The organism is Pinirhizobacter soli (assembly GCF_015905305.1).
GTDB lineage: Bacteria > Pseudomonadota > Gammaproteobacteria > Xanthomonadales > Rhodanobacteraceae > Pinirhizobacter > Pinirhizobacter soli.
Window position 1 is genome coordinate 662,187 of sequence record NZ_JADZLQ010000001.1, and the last position, 19,190, is coordinate 681,376.

Here is a 19,190-nt window from a genome sequence, read left to right on the forward strand (position 1 = left end):
ACCATGAGGCGGAGGACAACATCCTAACCGCTGCACAGGTACTTGAATGAAGCTCGACATCCAAACTCTCCCCCTCTCCACTTCCTCGAGGACGGATTCCCCTACCCCCTCCTCTCCATATGGTCCTGGCGTATTAAGCAATGTCGTGAATACGTGCGCGACGTCCCACCCAACGGGCGTGGCATGCGGCAGCCAGATACCTGCTGCAAATTGCAATCACTTCGACACTGAGCCCTATCGAACAAATTCAACGAGAAACTATGAGTTTGAGACGCAGCTTGGCAAGGCTCTCAAATCGGACCCAAGGCTTGTAGACATCGCCAAGCGCATTCGTTCACTGACCGGTGCGCCCAGCTACATAGCCGCGTTCGACGAACATGAACGTGACGAGATCCGCGGCATGAAGCACATCGGCGGCGCCCATGAGCTCAGCGAGGACATCGACACGCTCGACGCCCACGTCCTGGCCACGCTTATCAAAGCCGAACGGCGGGAATACAACATCGATCGATCGGCCACGGAATATCGCGACAAACGCTATATCGTGAATCTCGATCGTCGCCTTTGCATGTTCAATGCGGCTCCCAAAGACAACATCATTGCACCGTGGAACACGCGTGACTTCGACCTGGAGATCTACAAGGTCACCCAACCCGAGCAGTACCCCGCCCGTCTGTCCAACCTCATCGCCGACCGGTGGACGGCATTGCTGGCGACGAAACCCGACCCGAATAAATTCGTCCAGGACGATCTGGGCCTCGAAGGCCTTGATGCCAACGCCGGCGTCTTCCACGTCCTGGGTTCCCTCGATGAGTCAGCGCGAAAGACCCTCTTGTGCGATGACTTGCGCATTCCCTGGAGCACCGAAGAAGACATCCTGGACGAAAATGACAACTGCCCAACCAGCCCGACACGACTGACCAATCCTTTAGGGTCCCAGTTTCGCCAGCACAAGACGGGGGCCCGTTCGAACGTGGTGAGGTACCACGATCCGGCCGATCCTGTTGTCAATGCGTGGGTCGTGAAAGCGATGGAATTGGGCAAACCGGTCATCTCCGGCCCAAGTGGCCATACGCTTCGCTATCTGAATCATTACGCCATGTGCAAGGAGATGGTGGGATATAGCAAGTCGGGTGTCGCGGATTGGCCAACACTGGCCGAGGCGCGGCTTGTCATGCTCGCCAATCTCATACCGCCGAAGAATCATCATTCTTTTCACGAGATCATGCTTGCCAGCGTCGGCGTCACTGACGGCACTGAAACCCTTCGTTACCAGCATATGGAAGACTACGAAGACCTCGCTTCCCACCCCATCGGCCGGGACGCACTTGACGTTGCTTCCATGACACCCGCACGTCCACCCGATAGCTGAAGAAGAAACCAGTACACGCTCCATCTAAGGCAGGTGCATCGAACATCGGACACTCCGTCAGTAGACTGGAAACCACGCAACACAACATCCGAGGTGGACGATGCTCCTTGCAACCGGATTGCCCCCCGCCCTGCCTAATGGCCCGCGTTCGCCCGGCGGCGAGGCACGCAGTGACGGACCGATGGCGATCCCGCCTTACGCCGTTTCGAACCAACCTGTCCTGGGGCTGCACCGTCCGGGCGCTGCAGCATCAGGCAACATCCACCACGCAGGCAACCGCCCGGCCTTTTACCTGGACAAGGAATCGGCGAACCGACTGCATCGCGCGCCCATATCGCCCGGACCTGCCAAGCCGTATCGGGGTTTTTTCAGGCTGCATCAGTCACTCAGACATGTCTGCATCGCCATCAACATGACGATGAAAGCCGTCCACCACGTCGATCCACTGGAAGTCCAGGCCAGCGTGATCGGTGACAGGCTTCACCTGTGCTCGAACTTCCACGTCGAAAAAGTCGTCGACTCGCTGCGGGCGGCATTTTGCGATGTCCTTCCCCCCGACAATGCCGTACGCCGGGTCCCGCGCGACATCCGCGACTGGGACCAGGTGATTACGGCCCGGCGATGGCGCCACGTGCAGAAGTTGAAGGAGACCTTCGCTTCGGAAAGAAGTATCGCCTTGACGATTGAAAAGGCATCGCGGGAGATCGAAAGCGGCATCGGCCTATGCAAAGGTACCAACCTTTCCACGATGGAGATAATCCACCAGTGCGCCTCAGGATTCAGGACCATCCTTGCGGTATTGCAGGACCTTCGAAACGTTGGGCATTCCAACCACGTGGAGGTGTGCTACCCGCTGAGCGACCCCAGCCTCGGCGAGACGTTGCCGCCCGGCATCACACAAACCATGCACGCTGAGCAGTGCATTGAAGAATACGTCGCCACGCATAGTGATCATGTCTACGGGGAAGCCACGCGAACGCTTGGCCTTCATCAAGGCAAACACGTTGTCGTTCCCATGGCAGGGCGATTCGTTCCGTGCGCGCCCTGCGCTGAAGTCGAACATCATGCAATGAGGGAGGGCGGTTTTTTCGACCCCGCTCGAAACCGCTTCGTGCTATGCCGCAGCACAAGTCGAATCGGTCGTGCCTTTCCGCGCGAGGTGCAGCATATTGCGCTACACGTGCTATCGCCCGACGATCCATTCCGCGCCCAGGAGCGCGCATCCTGGATTCGCGATCAATTCACCCAGGGTGGCCAGGATCTGATCTCGCATGGCGCCCCCGTGGTCCTGGACTATTCGCTCGATACCGACAGCGAGAGTTCGTGTGACGAGGGCGGCCTTTGAATCAGGCCGAAGCGCAAGCCCGCCTCGAACGGTTAGGACAAGCGTAACCTGAAAGATTGAAAGGCAGTTGCTGGGTAAAGTGCCGAGCTTTTGAGGTGCCCCATGCAAACATCTGTCCGTTGCGACACCCCTTCATTCGCACGTTCTCGCGGACTTGACGATGGAATTCCTGGCTCAGCGGGACGCAAGGCTTTTCAAGGCGTAGGCAACATACCGGCGGCGCGCCGCAACTATCCTGACAACGGCACTGGTGCTTCATCCGCGCGTCTTTTGGCGCGATTGGCAACAAGCCTTCCGAGCTGGCCGAGTGATCTGCGAATCGATCTGCAGGATGGGCGGGCAACACGAGCGATCGGCGCGTCGGGTGCAAAAAAGGTAGTGGCTATCCATGTGCGTGGTGATCGCTGCTTTTCGAACAATCCCGAAAGCACGCAGAAGAATAATCCGGGCATGGTTTTTACGAACTGCCTGCTGGGGCTTCTGGAAGATCACGAGCAAAGACAAGTGCTGGGCTTGCCGGAAGCGAACCCGCTACCCGTCGATGAGGTACTGGACGAAAAGCTAAGGCTCATGCTTGGTGGACAGTTACACCGTCTCTTGCAGAAAGACGTGGACATTTCACAATGGGCCCGTAGCGACGGATTGCGGTCGCTCGCAACGCAGGCCGTGATCGATCTTGGGCTGATCTTGTCGACCTTCGCCGCCATCACCGGTGTCAGTTGGGCAGGAGCGCCCACGATTGCAGATATTCAGGTACCGGGACTGCCCGTGGCCACTGCCGCGGGGGGCGGCCCCATGGCAGCGATGCTCCTGATGGGGTCGGTCACGCTGGGTATGTTGGCCAAACTTTATCAGGCGCAGCATCAACAGCCGATGGATGCGAATGCCGCGCTTATCGAACTTTTGTTCGGCGATCGACTAGACGAAAAGCAGCGCGGTATTTTACTTGAGAAAGTCGGGCCCTACATGGCCAGCCTTACGCCGGCTTTATTGGTTACGAACGTATACAAACGGCTGGACGCTTCGCCGCCAACGCAGGACGTCGAAACAACACTTCGGCGCTTGCCGGTGGGGGACTGGGCGCGGGCGGCCGAACACAACTGTCACTCTTTCGACCCCGGTAGCATAGGCAGGCCCAGCGACATGGCTACTGCTTTTGAAATCTTTGCAAGCGCGCTCTGGGGTTCACAGGCCGGTTCCGGAAGGCCTGTCGCCGAACGCATCCTGAATGCCTTCGGCTTACAGGTGCCGGTGCGTGCGAGCTACACCGAGAAAAGTCATGTCAGGCAACTGAACTCGCTAAAAAATCAGTTGGAGAAGTCTGACGACAAAGCACAGAACCGCGAACTGAAGCGGGCTATCTGGAATATGGAGCACGACGCCGCCATGATCCGAGGCGCCTCGGCCGAAGAGATCGGAAAATTCCGTCAGCAGCGCGAACACCACGAGCGCAAGAATGAGCTGAGTAGCATGGGGCGCGATGGTTACGTTGAGAGACATCGCTTGCACGATACGCAAAATACCGCGCGCGATCATAGAATTTCTCCTTCTGGCAAACCCGGTAGTAACTCCGTAATAACTGTCGATCCGCTCCATGCATCCACGTCATCGATAGCCATCCAATCGCATGACGCGAGGAAAAACGAAACGTCAGCGAGTGGCGTTCATCGGTATATGGTTAGCGGGCACCCCGATATTTATCCGGGGGGTCTCGCTGGAGCGCTTACCGCCCCAGGCGAGCCGGTGTCATCCTTCGAAACGACATCGTCTATTTTCACGGGTGCAACTTCCGCGGCGCTGCGACCCAAGCCCATCAGCCCCCAGGCGGCCGCACCCGCAACACTAGTCAATGTGGCCCTGCTATCGGGTCGCGCCTACCAGCTTCGCATGCGCCAGAAGGCACTGGAGGAGGCTATCCCCGGATGGATGCTCGCCGAGCCGGCGGAGCAGGAAGAGGCAAGGAAAAGCCTGGCGGCCTATGCTGCGGTGCAACCCGCATTGACCCAGTTGGAAAAAAACGTAGCGGCGCTACCCAATGACATGGCCGACTATCTGAAACAGCATATCCGTCTCCACTTTGGATTGGATGTCGACCCACGCGAAGCCACGCTTCACTCACAGACCTGGCCTACCCAAGAGAACTGGAACATGGGCTCGCACCCTGTGCCGGCATATCACCCGCGCGCTCCGCAAAAGACCAACGTCAGTCGCACCTTGTGGGAAGCTGCCCAGGGCAACTTTCAGGATGACGAAGGCTTGTCCGAATTTCGGCGTGGGAACTTGTCCGCACAACACGTGTCGATTTCCCAGGGTGCGGCCAACACCGCGGTCACCGGTCGGAGCATCCGTGAATGGACAACGCTCATTCGTCAGGAAGACCTCGGTAACGAGGCGCAGGTCCGTCTCGATAGACTCCTGGATTCAGCGAAGCCAACGTTGCTTGGCAGCTATCCGCTGGCACTGAAGGCAAGCCTGGATATGGCGGTGCTGAGTGATTTCCCCTCAAGTTCAGCGGAGCTGTTGCGAAAAGTCCTCGAAAAACCTCACGAGCGCCCGACAACGCTCTCGGGGCGCCAATGGCAGGTCAGTCCTCTACGGCTGTTCGGCACGGAGCTGGAAGCCTTTGTATTTCATACGGGCGGGCTCGGAGGTGATGGGCGGGGCGATACCCACGCCGATGGAGGCGTGCTCTATCTTCCCAATCAGTGCCTGAAGGCGTTCTCCTCCGCGACAGAGCTGGGGGATATCGTTGAAGAAAATATCGGTACGCCAAGCGGGCGCATACTTCTGGCAGAACGCGCTCCACTGGATGTGCGGGAGTCATTCATTCGCAGGGCCGAAGTAGCCGCCGCATCAGGCGACATGCGCAACGGCCAGGTCGAACTGGGCCAAAGTCTCAAGGGCACCCTTTGGGATGCCATGTATGCCCGCGAGCAGGCATTTCGCAAGCGCAATCTCAAGACGCTTGTCAAACCCACCGCAGACGTCGATCGCGATTCCACGATTGCGCAAAATATGGCCCTGTATCAGGCGGTCATGGGGATGATCAGTTCATTCAGCGGCCTGCCGCTCATAGGCCCGGCGTTCATCGGGCCCAACCTGGCGGCATTCGCCAGTACCGCCATGGAATATACGCAGTTACGGCGGCAAGAAGGAAGCGAGGCCGCCGCCGAACTCTTGCCGGATCTGCTCGCTGGCCTGTTGTCGGCTGTCGATTTTGAACCCGAAGCACCCCCACGGAACGGGGTGCGTGGAGGAAAGACATCCGCGTTACCACGATACTTCAAGGTCCCCAACGCGGAGCAAATGGGATTACCGCCCGTCGACGCAAATGGGCTAATGAAGGTGAATCAGCGAACGTACGCGCGCATGGACAACGACGATATCGTCGAAGTGGACGCCAGTGAGCCCGAACGCCCGCGTCTTATGGCCCGGTGGCAAGAGGTGGCGGTACGTGGTCCTGAGTTGCTACGTGGAGCGGACGGCCGCTGGAGTCCGAAACCTGACAACGTCGATAGTCTGACTTCGGCGGAGCTTTTCAAGCGCATGCTCCCGGAAGGACAGGCCTCCTGGTCCAGCAAGCACATGCAAGATCTGATCGATGACCTTAGCCTCGATCGGCCCACGCTGCGTGGGATATGGGATGGTGAATCGCCGTCAAGCCTGCTGTCCGAACATATGCAGCGATATCAGAATCTGCTCGACCTCGACGCGCTACCCGATGTGCTGAGCAACGATTTGTCCCCGGTTCCACAAAGCATGCAGGGTGTTATCGCGCAGGCCCTGGCAGACCGGAGCGGACATCCTCTCGAGGTGTACATCTCCAACGGCAATGGCGCACCGGTTCTGAAAGTACGCTACGAGCCGACTGCGACAACCGTGGCCAATGCTTCGCCGGTAAAGGTCCTGCACAGAGCAGGCACTGAATACGTCCCCCTGGCTGCTGGCGCCGGGAATCAGAACGTCCCAAACCGGCTCTCCTTGTTCGATGCCGTCATCGACGCATTACCGACGTTTGGGGTTAACGAAAGTCTGCAGGGGGCGAAACAGAAGCCGGTACGCCGAGGCCAGGCGGTGACCGAGGTCATCAGCCACATCAAGAAGAAGCGCGCGACGTTCCAGAATATGTGCTTGCGGCAAGTCTCTACCGGAGCGGCGTCTATGGACGCGTCGACCGGCAGGCCATCGCAGGTACTGCGCGTCTTTCCTTCGATTCCCGCGGATCTGTTGCAACGAGTATCCGCCGAACTGGACGGCGCTGGCGGCACTGCAGGGCCATTTGATAGCGGAAAAGCGGGGAGTGTCGTGGCCGATCAGTACGCCAAGGCAAGGCGTCATGATGTTCTGTTCCGGTTGCAGAACGGCCCTCATACGAAGCATAGCGAAGCGGCCTACCTCAATATTCTCGTTAACGATCCGGCATGGCCGAGGAATTTGGCGGTGGAAGTCATTCCCGCCGCTGTAGCGATGAATGATGGCTCCTTGTATCGGATTAAGAATAAATCCACCCATCTCTATGGCGACGTCTCCAAGGAATCCCGGCGGTTACAGCTATACAGGCGCCCGGATGGCACTTACGCGCCTATCGCGAGCGACGGGCCCGAACGGGGCAGTGTTCCTGTTTTCGCCGGTGGCGCGCCCGACGATCTGGGTAGTGCGGTGCTTCAAGCCATGACATCCGACGAGCGCAGCGCCTGGACTTCCGTCCATGAAAGACGCGACGTCAATGGCTGGGTAGCCGCGCGCGCGCGTCGCCTCGATAGCGGAACGCTCGATGCCAGGATGGGGCAGGAGTCGACGGCATTGAAACCGATCATGCTGTCCGGTATCACGCCGGACTCGATTTCGCTAAACGACCGGCAGTTGGGTCAGGACGGCACGTATGAAGTGAATGGGAAAATCTATCTTCGTGCCTATGATCAAACCTATCGTTTGAAGGCGGAATCCGACCGCGCCGGGCATTACCGGGTGATTTCCTCCGGCTCACCGGAAAGCCTGTCTCCATCCTCCACTTATTCAGGGTTGGATTTCGCACCATTGATTGGGCGCGACCAACATGGCGTCTGGAGGCTGGATACGAAAGACCGCCTGTGGACGTTTCATAAGTTGGGTTCCATTACGCAGGGCGTGGATACCACCCAGGCGCGTGCCGTGCTGGATATCACGGGTGTATCCGCAAAGCAGCTCAAGGACATTCAGCTCGGCAAGAGAACGCCGTCGCCCGAGCTTGACGATGCGATCACCCGGGCTCGCATGCGCAGCGTCATTGCGCGCCTGTCGCGCGATGCCGATCATTTCAACGAGCTGCAAGACCCCACGCCCGTCCTTGCAATGCTGACGAAATTGGACGGTTGGCCCAAGGACACCGCCATCGAGGTGTCCGATCAGGATGGCCATGTCACCGTATACGGCCAACCAGGCACCACGAAGGCCGTCCGCGTGGCGCTGGACGACTTGCAATCGCCAGTGCTGGAAAGCCTTGGCGATCTGTTCGGTACGGCTTTCATGGGCAGCATCATTAAGGAGCCCACCACGCCTTCCCTCCTAGACAAGCTAGGCAAGCAGTTGAGCAAGATGGCCGGAAAGTACCCGAACACGCTTCTTCTTACCTGGTATGGCCAATCGGAAGAGCCTCAATCCATGCTCGAGCTCCAGTTGATGCGCGCATCCCCGGGGCTGACACGACGTGCCGCCGAGCAGATCCTCCTCGACGCGAAAATTACTCGCAAAGCCGACCTGATGCCGAACGGCCGGCTGGCCAGCAACGTAAAAAAGCGCTCGCTCGATGCGTCGGAGATGACGCGTGCCCAACGCCTGGCCGAGGCAGTGCGAACGGGGCGCGTCGTTGCGGCGAGCGAAAGAAGCATCGTCGTGGACTTGTTGGACCGTCTACCAGGATGGGAGGCCGATCTGGCCGTGAATGCCGACGGCGATATGGCGTTGTACCAGGGCGACGGGTCACGGCTTATTCGTGGCGATGGCGACGGATATCAGGTTCTCGGTTCGAACATGCGCGTACTGAACGAGGCTGGTGATATCTATGCAGCCATCTGGTTCGCCCTGACGCCGGCCGACCGCGAGAAACTTGGGCCGGACGCTACCAATGCCGATGCCCTGAGGGGGGCAGTATGGAAACAAGCGGAACAGGACAAGGCTATTTTCCAGCGTCACCGCGAGACTGCGGATGAAGCAGACGGCGCTGTAGCGAGCTTGTGTCGCGTGCGCCGAATGCTAGGCGCAGCAGATGGCTGCCCGTCAGGCGCCGCTGACGCCATTTCTCCGGAAGCATACGATGCGAAAAGTGTGGTCGCGGCTGCTCAGGCGTCCATAGTCACCCCCCCAAGGCAGCGGCCCTCTTCTTCGTCGTCTTCGACCTCCGGAAGTTCCGTTCGCAGTCAAAATGTAGGAAATAGCAACTTTGCCGCGATTGTCGTCGCCGACGCTATCAAGCTGCCTGGCCGTCCTGACACAGTGATGTTCGAAAAGATCGCGGACACATACACGGCGATACAGCAAAATGCACTCGCGAGTCGAAGCAGTGGCGCTAAAGAGAGTCCGGCTTACCTCATTTTTGCTTCTAACTACGACGATAAGAAGTTTGCCAAGCCTAAGGAGGGAGAGACCCTCTTCCAACAGGTGGTTCGCCTCAACAATGAAGGCGGCATGGAAGTTGAAGGGCGTCATTTCAAATACCACGTAAAGGTCGCAAAAGAAAAACCAGCAAAGAACAGACCGTCGGATACAAAAGCGGCGCCTCGTGAACAGAACCAGGTTCCAAAAGACATACTGGCCCTGGACAGGCCGTCCGATACGGAAGCGGCGCTTCTTGAATATGTGGTTGCCCAAATGGAGGTATACGTAGGCTCGAAATTTAAAGCACCCAATGCCGACTTGAGCGGCAAGTTGATTATTTACACCGAGTTGACACCGTGCGCCTCTTGCCAGAACATCCTCGGACAATTCAAGAGTTACTTCCCGAACATTGAATTGGGGGTCTATTTTTCCTTCAAGGGTGACCGCGAGCGAAGCCGTACGCCGCTGGCTCAGGCCGACATACACCAGTGGAAACAATCATGACGATCAATTACACGACCATCGCCATGCGTCCGGTACTCTATCCAGGGGTTAAACCTGAAGAAGCGCAGTGGAACTCTATCGCTCACCTGCTCGATGACGCTGAAGCATGGGTAGCCCCCGGAAAGCTGAAAGGCATGGCGGATCATGAGATTCTCCACGCGTGGCACAAGGTATGCCCGAATCATGAAGTCCCTCCCGCGTTAGCAGAATTTCTGTATCGCGCTGGAAAGGATGCGCCGTTCATCAATAGCGATTTTGAAGACAGCTATCGTCCGGAGCATTACGAAGTCAATCGTGACTTCGCGGACAGGTTTCTGAGTGAGTTCCCATCAGGCGATGCATCCACGGTTTTGCACCGCCATGGGGAAGATGGCAAGCCATCTTCATCCGTTGTTGTCATCGCATGCAACGTCCAGGGGCAGGACTATTACTGCGTAGACGTAGCAGACAACGATCCGACGGTTTTTTGGATCCATAACGATCATGGCGATTTGAAGGAAGAAGCAACGACCATGCTCGATTTTCTTAGGTTGGAGCTGATCAACTACTGGCTGAAGGTTCAATCAAGCGGTGTATAGATGCGAACCATCGTCGGCCGCATGTTGGGCTCTAAGGACCACAGAAATGCTTCCAAACCGCCGGTTAACCGGCGGTTTGGATTCTGAGCCGTACAGCACGGACTTGACGGGAAACTACGAATTCGAGATGCGAATTAGGTCACAGGAGCTGTCGCTGTCGGTATTGAGTGAATAGTCCAGCACAACGGCAGCGCCGTGCGAGATCACTCCCTGGACGGCGCCTGAGTTATCCGCCTCCGCCACCACCCTCGCGAATGCCACCCTTGGTCAGGGCAAGGGGATCGAGCAATTCCTTTAACGCCTCACGTGTCAGTCCGGTCGTCTGCTCGGCGACGTCCAGGATGGGTCTTCCCTCCTTGTACGCCTGCTTGGCGGTCGCTGCGCCCTTTTCATAACCGATCACCGGGTTGAGCGCGGTGACCAGGATGGGGTTCCGATCCAGCGCCAGCTTGATCCGCTCCCGGTTCACGGTGAAACCCGCGATCGCCTTGTCCGCGAGCAGACGCGATACATTGGCCAGCAGCTGGATCGACTGCAGCAGGTTATAGGCGATCACCGGCAGCATCACATTCAACTGGAAGTTGCCTGACTGTCCGCCGATGGTGATCGTGGCATCGTTGCCGATCACCTGGGCCGCCACCATCGCCGTGGCTTCAGGGATCACTGGATTGACCTTGCCGGGCATGATGGAAGACCCGGGCTGCAGCGCCGGCAGTTCGATCTCGCCAAGGCCGGCCAGGGGACCTGAATTCATCCAGCGAAGATCATTGGCGATCTTCATCAGCGACACGGCCAATGTCTTCAACTGGCCGGAGAGCTCCACCGCGGCGTCCTGCGAGGACATGCCCTCGTAGAAATTCGTCGACGATTCGAACTTCACGCCGGTCAGCCGTTTCAATTCCAACGCCACAGCGGGCCCGAACTTAGGATCGGCATTGATGCCAGTCCCAACGGCACTGCCACCTTGCGGCAGGCGGCGCACTCGCACAAGCGTGTCGCCGATGCGTTCCCGGGCGAATGCCACCTGGGCCGACCAGCCGGACAGTTCCTGCCCGAAGGTCACAGGCATGGCGTCCATCAGGTGCGTGCGTCCTGTCTTGGCCACGTTGCGAAGTTCGCGGGCGCGCTTGTCGATGATTTTTTGCAGATGCGCCAGCGACGGCAGCAGCCGTTCGTGCACTGTGAGTGCGGCGCTCACAAGAATCGCCGTAGGAATCACGTCGTTGGAGCTCTGCCCGTAATTGACGTGGTCATTCGCGTGCACCGGCGTACCTGCCTTGGCAGCGATATGGGCAATCACCTCGTTGGCGTTCATGTTAGAACTGGTGCCCGAGCCCGTCTGGAATACGTCGATCGGGAAGTGCGCGTCGTACTGGCCAGCAGCCACCGCCTCGGCGGCCTCGCGGATCGCCTTCACCTGCTTTTTCTTGAGATATCCCAGCTTGCCGTTGGCCTCGGCGGCAGCCGCCTTGACCAGGCCCAGGGCACGGATGAACTCCCGGGGCATGGGCAGGCCCGAAATGGGGAAATTGTCGACGGCACGCTGGGTCTGGGCGCCATAGAGCGCATCGGCCGGGACGTTCAGCTCGCCCATGCTGTCGCGTTCGGTGCGGAACTTGGTCATACGGGGCATTCCTGAAGATGGGACCAGGCCTTGAGTATAGGCAGGGCCCAGGCTAAAGCCGCGTGGAGGCAGCACGGGTATAATCGCCGGCTGACCCACGAAAACGCCCGGACGCCGCCATGTCGCATGCCGCCCTCACCGCCCTTTCGCCGCTCGACGGGCGCTATGCCTCCAAGGTGGAGCCGCTGCGACCGATCTTCAGCGAATACGGCCTGATGCACCGGCGGGTGCACGTGGAGATCCACTGGTTGCTCGCCCTGGCCGCCCATGCCGGCATCGTGGAGCTGCCTGCCTTCGGCGAGGCAGAAAAGGCAAAGCTGCTGGCCATTGCCGATGGCTTCTCGCTCGATGACGGCGCCCGCATCAAGGCCATCGAGGCCACCACGAACCACGACGTGAAAGCCGTGGAGTACTTCATCAAGGAGCGCATGGGCGACGACGCCTCGCTAGCCCAGGCCCGCGAGTTCGTGCACTTTGCCTGCACCAGCGAGGACATCAACAACCTGTCCTATGCGCTGATGCTCCGCGACGCTCGCGACGAGGTGCTGCTGCCGGCCTTCGACCAGGTGATCGATACGCTACGCGCGCTTGCCCATCAGCAGGCGTCCTTGCCGATGCTCTCGCGCACCCACGGCCAGACCGCCTCGCCGACAACGCTTGGCAAGGAACTGGCCAACGTGGTGGCGCGTCTGGTGCGCCAGCGCGACCAGCTGGTGGAGGTGGAGATCCCCGGCAAGATCAACGGTGCCGTGGGCAACTTCAACGCACATGTGGCGGCCTATCCGGAAGTGGACTGGCGAGCCCTGTCCAAGGGCTTCGTCGAGCAGCTTGGTTTGTCGTACAACGCCTACACCACCCAGATCGAACCCCACGACGGCATCGCCGAGTTCTGCGATGTGATCCGCCGCGCCAACGTCATCTTGATTGATCTGGCCCGTGACATCTGGGGCTATATCTCGCAAGGCTACTTCCGCCAGGCATTGAAGGCCGGCGAAGTCGGATCCTCGACCATGCCGCACAAGGTCAATCCGATCGACTTCGAGAATGCCGAGGGCAACTTCGGCGTGGCCAACGCATTGCTTGGCCATTTCGCCGAGAAGCTCCCGATCAGCCGCTGGCAGCGCGACCTTACCGACTCCACCGTGCTGCGCGCCCTGGGCACGGCGTTCGGGCACACTCTGGTGTCGCTGGAATCGCTGCGCAAGGGCCTGGGCAAGCTCACCATCAACGCCGACCGCCTGGCCACCGACCTCGATGCCAGCTGGGAAGTGCTCGCTGAGGCGGTGCAGACGGTGATGCGCCGTTATGGCCTGCCCGAGCCCTACGAACAGCTCAAGGCACTGACGCGCGGCCACGGCATCACGCGCGACTCGATGCGCGAATTCATCGGTGGACTGGATCTTCCCGAGCAGGCCAAACAACGGCTGCTGGAAATGACCCCTGGCACCTACACCGGGTTGGCCTCGGAACTGGCCAAAGGCATCTAGCGGTCAATCGACCTCGTCCGATCCCTCGTTCACGCCCTCGAACAGGAAGGTGGACAGATACCGCTCGCCCGTATCGGGCAGCATCGCCAGGATCACCACCCCGTCGCCGGCATCCTTGGCCACTTCCAGGGCCGCAGCCATCGTCGCGCCGGCACTGATGCCCACGAAGATGCCCTCCTCCTGCGCCAGGCGGCGAGCCGTGTCACGGGCAACGACGTCATCGACGGTGAGCACTTTGGACGCCACTTCGCGGTTAAGCACCGAAGGCACGAAATCCGGCGTCCAGCCCTGGATCTTGTGCGGCTGCCATTCCTTGCCGTTGAGCAGCGACGCGCCGGCAGGCTCGCAGGCAATGAGCTTTGTTTCCGGCCGCGCCACCCGCAACACCTCGCCAACGCCCGTCATCGTGCCGCCGGTACCCCAGCCGGTCACGAAGTAGTCCAGACGCTTTCCGGCGAAGTCGCGCAGGATCTCCGCCGCCGTGGTGCTGCGGTGATAGGCGGGATTGGCCGGGTTGTCGAACTGGCGGGCGAGGAACCAGCCGTGTTTGTCCGCCAGTTCCTGGGCCTTCTTCACCATGCCGCTACCGCGGGCCGCGGCGGGCGTGAGCACCACCTTGCCGCCGTAGGCGCGGATCAGCTTGCGCCGCTCGATCGAGAACGTTTCGCTCATCACCGCCACGAAGGGATAGCCACGCGCCGCGCACACCGCCGCCAGCGCTACCCCGGTATTGCCGGAGGTGGCTTCCACCACCGTCTGCCCGGGCTTGATCGCGCCGGTTTTCTCCGCATCCAGGATGATCGCCAGGGCCAGGCGGTCCTTCACCGATCCGGCGGGGTTGAACGCTTCCACCTTGGCGTACAGGGTGATGCCGGCAGGCGCCAGTCGATGCAGCTTCACCACGGGCGTGTTGCCGATGGTGTCCAGGATGCTCTCGTAGATCATGGTCGTTTTCCCGGGGACGTGGACCTCCGATATTGCGCCGCATCCTCCTCCCGGGGCAACCGGCCCAACGGCTAGAATGAAAGGCATGGCCAAAACCTCCCTACCCATCGAAGTGCGCGGCGACAACCGCCAGCGCCTGGGCATGCCCCCCGCCGAATTCCTGCGCGACTACTGGCAGAAACGTCCCCTGCTGATTCGTAACGCCTTCCCGGCTTTCCAGCCGCCGCTGCAGCCGGACGACCTGGCCGGTTTGGCTATGGAAGAAGCCGTACTGGCCCGGCTCATCACCCACGACGACAAGCGCGACCGCTGGACCGTGCGCAGCGGGCCGTTCAACGAAGAAGATTTTGCCTCCACGCCGCCGCGCGGCTGGACCCTGCTGGTGCAGGATGTCGACAAATGGGACGCCGACGTCGCCGCCCTGCTCGACGCCTTCGCCTTCCTGCCCAGCTGGCGCGTGGACGATGTCATGGTGTCCTACGCCGAGGACGGCGGCGGAGTGGGCGCCCATGTCGACCAGTACGACGTGTTCCTGTTGCAGGGCATCGGCCAGCGCCACTGGGCGGTCAGCAACGACCCGGCGGCGCCGAAGGACTTCCGCCCCGACGTCGAACTGAAGCAGCTGGCGATCTTCGAGCCCACCCACGAATGGCTGCTGGAACCCGGCGACATGCTGTACCTGCCGCCCGGCGTGCCACACGACGGCGTGGCGATAGGCAACTGCATGACGCTCTCGATCGGCATGCGCGCGCCCTCGAAGGCAGAGTTGACCGGGGACCTCGCCGACTTCATCGCCGAGCGCCTGGCCGACGACGACCGCTACACCGATCCTGACCTTGCCCCTGCCACGGCGGCAGGCGAGATCGATTCGGCTGCCCTCGTCCGGGTCCGCGCCGCCGTGCCCACCGCCTCGGCGCTCGATGACGACACCCTGGCCGACTGGTTCGGCCGGTTCATCACCCGGTATCGAAGCGCACAGACGATTGCGGGACCTGCGCGGGCAATGACCGTTCCCGCCCTGGAAAAACACCTCGCCGCCGGACGGGAGTTCCTTCGCCATCCCTGGGCGCGGTTGGCCTGGGTCCGCCATGGCCGCCATGCACGCCTCTTCGCCAGCGGCCACGCGTACGACACCAACACCGGCTTCGCGCGCGCGGTCTGTGCAAACCCACGGATTGACGCCAAATCCCTGGACGGTGCGGACGTCGACGTCCTGCTGGCGCTGGTCAACGATGGCGTCCTGGTCCCGTCCCGCGGTCGCTAGGCCGTCCACCCTGATCATCCCAACGCCAGGAGCAAGCATGGCCGCCGAACCCATTGCCTCCGCCCCGACGCGGGCCGCCGCACTGGCCAGCCTCCTGGCCAGCGCACGGCATGAGGCGTCGATCCTCGAACATCACCTGGAAAGCGACGTCCACGATGACGAAGCCGTCCTTGACGCCTTGCGCTCCCTGGCCGCGTCCGGCCGCGGGGCCCGGATCCGCATCCTGGTGCAGGACGCCTCGCGGCTGCAGGTCGAGGCACCCCGCCTGCTTGCCCTGGTCCAGCGCATGTCCAGCGCGATGTCCATTCGCGTGCCCTCGGAGGCGGCCGACCTTGCCTACGCATGCGCCTACACCACGGTCGACGCCGGTGGCCTTCTGTTCAGGCCCGAGGCCTCGCGGCACGACACCCGCGGGCCTTCCGGGGAAGTGGGCGAACGTGCCCGTTTACAGGGGTATTTCGATGCCATGTGGGAACGCTCGCAGCCCGCGGCGGAACTGCGCCGGATCGACCTGTAGAGCGCGTCCCAAGGTTGGCGCGACGCAGCACGAGGGGGCTATACTTAAGGAATTCTTTATGCCGCCAGCCCGCGCCCACACGGTTAGGTCTTGGCGGACATCCTAAGTCGTGTTGGCCGGTGGTGACGTGAGCACAAACCTGATCCGCGAGTTCTTCGATTCCTCCCAGCTCGCCGGCGGCAACGCCGACTATGTCGAGCAAATGTACGAGTTCTGGCTGGCGGATCCCTCCTCCGTCTCGGCCGAATGGAACACTTACTTCAAGGCGTTCAAAGGCCGCGAGGCCGGCGACACCCCGCACTCCGCGGCCATCGCCCGCATCGAGGCAGCCCAGCGCCAGCGCCGTACTGCCGTGGCCCCCGCGGTCAGCGCCGGCGACGATGCCCATGCCCGCAAGCAGGCCGGTGTCATCCGCCTGCTCACCGCCTATCGTTCCCGTGGCCACCTGGCCGCCGATCTCGACCCGCTCGGCCTTGCCACCAAGATGGACGCGCCGGACCTGGGACTGGCCTTCCATGGCCTCACCGAGGCCGATCTCGACACCGAATTCGACTGCGGCACCTACGCCGGCGGCGGTCAGCGCCTGAAGTTGCGCGAACTCCTGGCACGGCTTAAGAAGGTCTACACCGGCACCATCGGTGCCGAGTTCATGTACATCAGCGACCACGACCAGCGGCGCTGGATCTACTCACGGCTGGAAAAGGCCAACGCCGACGCCGGGTTCGACAAGAAGGAAAAGATCCGCCTCCTGGAGGCGCTCACCGCCGCCGAGGGCCTTGAGCGCTACCTGCACACCAAGTACGTCGGCCAGAAGCGCTTCTCGCTGGAAGGCGGCGACAGCCTGATCCCCATGGTCGACGATGTCGTCCGCGCCGGTGGCGACAACGGCATGCGCGAAATCATCATCGGCATGGCCCATCGCGGCCGCCTGAACGTGCTGGTGAATATCCTGGGCAAGCCCCCGCACCAGCTCTTCAACGAATTCGAAGGCAAGTTCGACCACCCGGACGATCCGCATCACTCCGGCGACGTGAAATACCACATGGGTTTCTCCGCCGACGTCAAGACACCCAAGGGTGGCGTGCACGTGGCGCTGGCCTTCAACCCGTCGCACCTGGAAATCGTCAATCCCGTGGTGGCCGGTTCCGTGCACGCGCGCCAGTCGCGCCGCCGCGATGCCGAGCGCCGCCAGTCGCTGGCCGTGCTGGTGCACGGCGATGCCGCTTTCGCCGGCCAGGGCGTGGGCATGGAACTGTTGAACATGTCGCAGGCGCGCGGCTTCGCCATCGGCGGCACGCTGCACATCGTGATCAACAACCAGGTGGGCTTCACCACCTCCAACCCGCAGGACGCCCGCTCCACGCTGTACTGCACCGACCTCGCCAAGATGGTCAATGCCCCGGTGTTCCATGTAAACGGCGACGATCCGGAAGCCGTGCTGCAGGTCACCCGCCTGGCCTACGAATTCCGCAAGGAATTCAAGAAAGACGTGGTGATCGACTTGGTCTGCTACCGCCGCCATGGCCACAACGAGGCGGACGAACCCGCAGCCACCCAGCCGTTGATGTACCAGGTGATCCGCAAGCGCGCGACCACCCGCGACCTCTACGCCCAGCGACTGGTCGAAGCCCGCGTGATCGGCGCCGACGATGGCCAGAAGATGCTCGACGACTACCGTGCGCGCCTGGAGGCCGGTGGCTCGTTGATCGCCCTGGACGAAACCCCCGAACGCGACATTCCCGTCGATTGGTCCCGCTTCGCCGGCAACACCCTTGCCACACCCGCCGAGACCGGCGTCAACCGCAAGAAGCTGGCCGAGCTCAGCGCCACGATCCTTGATATCCCCGCCGATATCACCCTGCACGCGCGCGTGGCCAAGATCTACGAAGACCGCCGCAAGATGGCCGCGGGCGAGCTACCGGGCGACTGGGGCTTCGCCGAGAACCTGGCCTACGCCAGCCTGATCGACGAAGGCCACGACCTGCGCCTGGTCGGCCAGGACGCCGGCCGCGGCACCTTCTTCCACCGCCATGCGGTGCTGCACGACCAGAATTCCGACAACACCTACCTGCCACTGTCGAAAGTGCGCAAGGGCGCGCTGGTGGACGTGATCGATTCGCTGCTGTCCGAAGAAGCCGTGATGGCTTTCGAATACGGCGAAGCCACCACCTCGCCGGATCAGCTGGGCATCTGGGAAGGCCAGTTCGGCGACTTCGCCAATGGCGCCCAGGTGGTGATCGACCAGTTCATCAGCTCCGGTGAAGCGAAGTGGAACCGCCTGTGCGGCCTGGCCCTGTTCCTGCCCCACGGCTACGAAGGCCAGGGTCCGGAGCATTCCTCCGCCCGCCTGGAGCGCTTCCTGCAGCTGTGCGCCATGGAGAACATGCAGGTCTGCGTGCCCACCACACCAGCCCAGGCCTTCCACATGATCCGCCGCCAGCTGGTGCGCCCGGTGCGCAAGCCGCTGATCGTGATGACGCCGAAGTCCCTGCTGCGCCACAAGCTGGCGGTGTCGTCGCTGGATGAACTTGCCACCGGCCAGTACCAGCTCGTCATCGGCGACCAGCAGAAGCTTGCCGACAAGAAGGTCAAGCGCATGGTGCTGTGTTCGGGCAAGGTCTATTACGACCTGCTCGACGACGCGGGCAAGCGCGGCCTGAAGGACGTCGCCATCGTCCGCGTCGAGCAGCTGTATCCGTTCCCGCGCGCCGAAGTGTCCGCGGAACTTGCCAAATACACCGGTGTGAAAGAAGTCATCTGGTGCCAGGAAGAACCCATGAACCAGGGTGCCTGGTTCCAGATCCGGCATCACCTGCAGGCCTGTATCGATGCGAAGCAGAGCCTTTCCTACGCCGGCCGCGCGCGCTCGCCGGCACCGGCCGCAGGCCACCTGAACACCCACGTCGCCGAACAGGCGGCTCTCGTCGAACAGGCGCTCGTAGCGCCCGTCGGCACCGATCACGCAGCGGAGTAAGGCAAGC

10 protein-coding genes are annotated in these 19,190 nt (G+C 61.3%); 8 read left to right on the plus strand and 2 right to left on the minus strand.

Going from position 1 to position 19,190, the window contains the following annotated elements; all coding sequences use genetic code 11:
• Positions 1-46: 46 nt before the first annotated feature.
• The 4 genes from NDK18_RS02540 (at position 47) to NDK18_RS02555 (ending at position 10,372) form a co-directional block, all read left to right on the plus strand.
• Positions 47-1,372, plus strand: coding sequence for a hypothetical protein (locus NDK18_RS02540; protein WP_250627006.1), 1,326 nt, complete (start codon positions 47-49; stop codon positions 1,370-1,372).
• Positions 1,373-1,472: 100 nt separating this feature from the next.
• On the plus strand, positions 1,473-2,717 hold the full coding sequence (locus NDK18_RS02545) for a hypothetical protein (RefSeq protein WP_250627007.1): 1,245 nt from the start codon (positions 1,473-1,475) through the stop codon (positions 2,715-2,717).
• A 102-nt stretch (positions 2,718-2,819) separates the two neighbouring features.
• Positions 2,820-9,794 (plus strand): dermonecrotic toxin domain-containing protein, encoded by a 6,975-nt coding sequence (locus NDK18_RS02550; RefSeq protein ID WP_250627008.1) that lies wholly within the window; start codon positions 2,820-2,822, stop codon positions 9,792-9,794.
• Complete coding sequence (locus tag NDK18_RS02555; RefSeq protein ID WP_250627009.1) at positions 9,791-10,372, plus strand: SMI1/KNR4 family protein; 582 nt, start codon at positions 9,791-9,793, stop codon at positions 10,370-10,372. Before NDK18_RS02550 ends, NDK18_RS02555 begins: the two co-directional genes overlap by 4 nt.
• A gap of 226 nt (positions 10,373-10,598) precedes the next feature.
• Here the strand turns inward: NDK18_RS02555 and NDK18_RS02560 are convergent, their stop codons facing one another.
• Positions 10,599-11,996, minus strand: a complete 1,398-nt coding sequence (locus NDK18_RS02560; protein ID WP_250627010.1) for a class II fumarate hydratase — start codon at positions 11,994-11,996, stop codon at positions 10,599-10,601.
• Between the two features lie 119 nt (positions 11,997-12,115).
• On the opposite strand from NDK18_RS02560, the gene purB reads away from it, so the two are divergent.
• A complete protein-coding gene (purB, locus tag NDK18_RS02565) occupies positions 12,116-13,483 on the plus strand; it encodes an adenylosuccinate lyase (RefSeq protein ID WP_250627011.1) in 1,368 nt (455 codons plus the stop codon).
• Between the two features lie 3 nt (positions 13,484-13,486).
• Here purB and cysK read toward each other — a convergent pair whose 3' ends face one another.
• Positions 13,487-14,428 carry a cysteine synthase A gene (cysK, locus tag NDK18_RS02570; protein ID WP_250622676.1) on the minus strand — a complete coding sequence of 314 codons (942 nt, stop codon included), beginning with the start codon at positions 14,426-14,428 and terminating at the stop codon, positions 13,487-13,489.
• Between the two features lie 85 nt (positions 14,429-14,513).
• Here cysK and NDK18_RS02575 point away from each other — a divergent pair, with 85 nt between their 5' ends.
• The 3 genes from NDK18_RS02575 to NDK18_RS02585 all read left to right on the plus strand — a co-directional run bounded on the left by NDK18_RS02575 (position 14,514) and on the right by NDK18_RS02585 (position 19,183).
• Positions 14,514-15,692 carry a cupin domain-containing protein gene (locus tag NDK18_RS02575; RefSeq protein ID WP_250627012.1) on the plus strand — a complete coding sequence of 393 codons (1,179 nt, stop codon included), beginning with the start codon at positions 14,514-14,516 and terminating at the stop codon, positions 15,690-15,692.
• A gap of 37 nt (positions 15,693-15,729) precedes the next feature.
• Positions 15,730-16,209: a DUF7931 domain-containing protein gene (locus tag NDK18_RS02580; protein WP_250627013.1), complete on the plus strand. Its 480-nt coding sequence runs from the start codon at positions 15,730-15,732 to the stop codon at positions 16,207-16,209.
• A gap of 127 nt (positions 16,210-16,336) precedes the next feature.
• The gene (locus NDK18_RS02585; RefSeq protein WP_250627014.1) at positions 16,337-19,183 is read left to right on the plus strand and encodes a 2-oxoglutarate dehydrogenase E1 component; all 2,847 of its coding nucleotides are present in this window, start codon (positions 16,337-16,339) and stop codon (positions 19,181-19,183) included.
• Positions 19,184-19,190 lie beyond the last annotated feature (7 nt).

Excerpts from the sequence above, each read along its gene's own strand:
- NDK18_RS02540 (WP_250627006.1), top strand. The coding sequence starts at position 47 with ATGAAGCTCGACATCCAAACTCTCCCCCTCTCCACTTCCTCGAGGACG.
- NDK18_RS02545 (WP_250627007.1), top strand. The coding sequence starts at position 1,473 with ATGCTCCTTGCAACCGGATTGCCCCCCGCCCTGCCTAATGGCCCGCGT.
- NDK18_RS02550 (WP_250627008.1), top strand. The coding sequence starts at position 2,820 with ATGCAAACATCTGTCCGTTGCGACACCCCTTCATTCGCACGTTCTCGC.
- NDK18_RS02555 (WP_250627009.1), top strand. The coding sequence starts at position 9,791 with ATGACGATCAATTACACGACCATCGCCATGCGTCCGGTACTCTATCCA.
- NDK18_RS02560 (WP_250627010.1), bottom strand. The coding sequence starts at position 11,996 with ATGACCAAGTTCCGCACCGAACGCGACAGCATGGGCGAGCTGAACGTC.
- purB (WP_250627011.1), top strand. The coding sequence starts at position 12,116 with ATGTCGCATGCCGCCCTCACCGCCCTTTCGCCGCTCGACGGGCGCTAT.
- cysK (WP_250622676.1), bottom strand. The coding sequence starts at position 14,428 with ATGATCTACGAGAGCATCCTGGACACCATCGGCAACACGCCCGTGGTG.
- NDK18_RS02575 (WP_250627012.1), top strand. The coding sequence starts at position 14,514 with ATGGCCAAAACCTCCCTACCCATCGAAGTGCGCGGCGACAACCGCCAG.
- NDK18_RS02580 (WP_250627013.1), top strand. The coding sequence starts at position 15,730 with ATGGCCGCCGAACCCATTGCCTCCGCCCCGACGCGGGCCGCCGCACTG.